This is a genomic window from Pseudomonas sp. GW821-FHT09A09, assembly GCF_059418405.1.
Map to the genome: position 1 here is coordinate 2952 of NZ_JBWKPU010000076.1, position 3316 is coordinate 6267.

Genomic DNA, 3316 nt, shown 5'->3' on the forward strand with positions numbered 1-3316 from the left:
CACCCCCCCCCCCCCCCCCTCCCTCCCCCCCCCCCCCCCCCCCCCCCCCCCCCCCCCCCCCCCCCCCCCCGGCTCCTACAGGGGGGAGGCGTTGGGATCACTCGTTGTAGATGTCTTGATCGCCGAAGTACTTCTTCTGGATCTGCGCGTAGGTGCCATCGGCCTGCACGGCGGCGATGCCCTTGTTGATCAGCGCGCGCAATTCCTGGTCGTTCTTGCGCAGGCCCATGGCGATGTCCAGGGGTAGGGTCGGGTCCTTGAAGGCCGGGCCGGTCTTGTAGTCGGCGCCTTCAGGCTTGGACAGGAAGTTGAGCTGGGCTTCGAGCTTGTCGGTCAGGGTGGCGTCGAGGCGGCCGTTCTGCAGGTCGGCGTAGTTTTGCTCCTGGGACTGGTACGCCTTGATCTGCGCCCCCAGCTTGGCCAGGTGGGCACGGGCATAGGCTTCCTGCAGCGAGCCTTGCAGCACGCCCACTTGCTTGCCTTTCAACGATTCCGGCGTGTCGCCGAAGTCGGCGCTTTTGCGAGTGATCACTGAGGTCGGGCTGAGGAACAGGCGGTCGCTGAAGTCGATGACCTTTTCCCGCGCCGGGGTCACGGCCATGGACGACATGATCGCGTCGAACTTGCGGGCGCGCAGGGCCGGAATCATGCCGTCGAATTCGTTGTGTACCCAGGTGCACTTGACCTCGAGCTTGGCGCAGATCGCGTTGCCCAGCTCGATATCGAACCCTTGCAGGCTGCCGTCGGCGGCCACGGATTCGAAGGGTGGGTATTCGGGGAATACGCCGAAGCGGATTTCTTTCCAGTCCTGGGCGTGAGCGGCGCTGGCGCAGAGTGGCAACAGCAACGCGGCGAAGAGTGATCGCAGTGGAGTCATGGGTTGTCCCTATATGTTGTAATTGATGTCAGGGCATTGAATCGTTGGGCACAGAGAATGCTTCATGATGGTGCGTTTTTTGTGTCGTTTACCCCGTGCATAAAGCGCGAATTGCGCTGTTAAAAAGCGCAATGCAGCGGAATCGGCTGCCGCACGCGCTGAATCGGCTTTTTATCGGTTGAATTCTGGCCGGCCCTGGTCGCAAAGGGGCAGGCCAGAGCGGTCTCAGGCGCGCTTTTTCTGCTGTGCGCAGGGCTGTTGGGCCAGGCGCGCGAACAAATCTTTCGGATCGGCCAGCGCTGGCACCAGCTCCAGGGTGCTGCCCACGTCCAGCGCCTTGGCCACGTCCAGCACATAGCGCAGGGCCGAGTAGTCTTCGATGGCAAACCCCACCGAGTCGAACAGGGTGACCTGGCGCGCGTTCTCGCGGCCGGGTTTCTGGCCGTTGATGACTTGCCACAATTCGGTCACCGGCGAGTCTTCCGGCATGTGCTGGATCTCCCCCTCGATGCGGCTTTGCGGTTCGTACTCGACGATCACCCGGGCGCGTTCGACGATGCGTCGGTCCAGCTCGGTCTTGCCCGGGCAGTCGCCGCCCACGGCGTTGAGGTGCATGCCCGGCTCGATCATCTCGTCGGTAAGGATGGTGGCGTAGGCCTTGTCGGCCGTGACGGTGGTGACGATATCGGCGCCCTTGACCGCTTCGGCCACGCTGCCGGCCAGGATCACCTTGATGGCCGGGAAGGCCTTGAGGTTGGCGGCCAGCTTGGCAGTGGCTTTGGCGTCGATATCGAACAGGCGGATCTCATTGATACCGAGCATGGCGTGGAAGGCCAGCGCCTGGAACTCACTTTGTGAGCCGTTGCCGATCAACGCCATGCTGCGGCTGTTTTCACGCGCCAGGTAACGGGCGACCAGGGCCGAGGTGGCGGCGGTGCGGATCGCGGTGGTCAGGGTCATTTCTGCCAGCAGCACCGGCTCGCCGGTGTCCACATCGCCCAGGGCGCCGAAGGCCATCACGGTGAGCATGCCGGCCAGGGTGTTTTTCGGGTGGCCGTTGACGTACTTGAAGGCGTACAGCGAGGCGTCCGACACCGGCATCAACTCGATCACGCCGTCCGGCGAATGGTTGGCCAGGCGTGCGCATTTCTCGAAATCCTGCCAGCGCAGGTAGTCGGCGCGGATGTACTCGGCCATCTCGGTGATGCAGGTCTGCAGGCCTTTTTGCGAGACCAGGTAGCTGAGGTCGTTGACGTCGATATAGCGGGTCATGGCAAGACTCCTTGAGTTATTGGAAGGTGGCGCGGGCGGGCAGGTGCACTTCCGCCAGCATGCAGCGGGCACTGCCGCCGCCGATGCGTTCGATGTTGTCGATGTTCACCACCACCGGGCGCGTGTGGCGCTCCACGTGCTGGCGCTGCGCGGGCTGCAGCGCGCCCCAGGCGCTGGCGGACATCACCAGCAGTGGCTGGCCGTCGCGGTCGTGGACTTCAAGCATGTTGCCGGCGAAGGCTTCGAGCTGGTCGAAGTCCAGACTGAGGATGTCTTTGCCGGTGTCGCGCAGGGAGCGTTCCAGGGTGCGGCGCTCGTCGGCGTCGGGCAGGGCTTGCAGGCACACCACCGAGAGGTCGCGGCCAACGCTCATCATCACGTTACTGTGGTAGATCGGCGCGTGATGGCGGTCGACGGCGTGGAACACGCAGAGCTGGTAATCGAGGCGTTCGGCGAATTGACGCAGGGCGTCGTGGTGGGTGCGCCCGGAGTGGCAGGCGTAGCTGATGCGGTGCTGGCGGTCGAGCACCATGCTGCCGGTGCCTTCAAGAAAGATGTTCTGTTGTTCCAGGTGGCTCAGGTCAATGGTGCTGTTGATCGCAAAGCGTTGCTCGAGCACCTGCAGCACGCCTTTGTTGCGTTCCAGTCGTCGGTTCTGGCCTTCCATCGGGTACAGCACCAGGCTGCCGTCGGCATGGCTGCTCCACCAGTTGTTGGGGAAGATCGAGTCGGGGGTGTGGGGGGCCGGCGTGTCTTGCACCACCAGCACTTCCACGCCGTGGCTGCGCAGGGTGTCGACATAGCCGTCGAACTCTTCCAGCGCTTTCTGCTGTGCACTGAGCGGGTCCTGGGGCGGGCGCTGGAAACGGTTGTTGATCGCGGTGTCCGGGTTGAAGGCAAAGCGCGCCGGGCGAATCATCAAGACGGTGTTGGTGGTTTGCATGGGTGCACGAATCCATGAGGTTGAGCTGTGCGCTTATTTTGTGGCTTGTGCGGGATGAATCCCGGCTGAAACAGCGGGGCGGTTCAGCCGGGAAAGCTGAAAAGGGCAGTGGCACAGCCGAATCGGCTGTCGATCTGAAATGCTTTCAAATGTGGGAGCTGGCTTGCCTGCGATAGCGGTGTATCAGCAACAGATGCTTCGACTGACAGACCGCTATCGCAGGC

At 63.3% G+C, this 3316-nt stretch carries 3 protein-coding genes; all 3 read right to left on the minus strand.

Annotation, left to right across the window (positions count from 1 at the left end; genetic code table 11):
- Positions 1-97: 97 nt before the first annotated feature.
- Entirely contained in the window at positions 98-877 is a 780-nt protein-coding gene (locus tag AC07OV_RS30465; RefSeq protein WP_176998938.1) for an ABC transporter substrate-binding protein, read from the minus strand.
- Positions 878-1102: 225 nt separating this feature from the next.
- On the minus strand, positions 1103-2149 hold the full coding sequence (gene ocd, locus AC07OV_RS30470) for an ornithine cyclodeaminase (protein ID WP_176998937.1): 1047 nt from the start codon (positions 2147-2149) through the stop codon (positions 1103-1105).
- A gap of 16 nt (positions 2150-2165) precedes the next feature.
- Entirely contained in the window at positions 2166-3092 is a 927-nt protein-coding gene (gene ctlX / locus AC07OV_RS30475) for a citrulline utilization hydrolase CtlX (protein ID WP_494996378.1), read from the minus strand.
- Between the last annotated feature and the right edge of the window lie 224 nt (positions 3093-3316).

Bases quoted from the DNA above. Each gene is read 5' to 3' on its own strand.
- AC07OV_RS30465 (WP_176998938.1), bottom strand. From the start codon at position 877: ATGACTCCACTGCGATCACTCTTCGCCGCGTTGCTGTTGCCACTCTGC.
- ocd (WP_176998937.1), bottom strand. From the start codon at position 2,149: ATGACCCGCTATATCGACGTCAACGACCTCAGCTACCTGGTCTCGCAA.
- ctlX (WP_494996378.1), bottom strand. From the start codon at position 3,092: ATGCAAACCACCAACACCGTCTTGATGATTCGCCCGGCGCGCTTTGCC.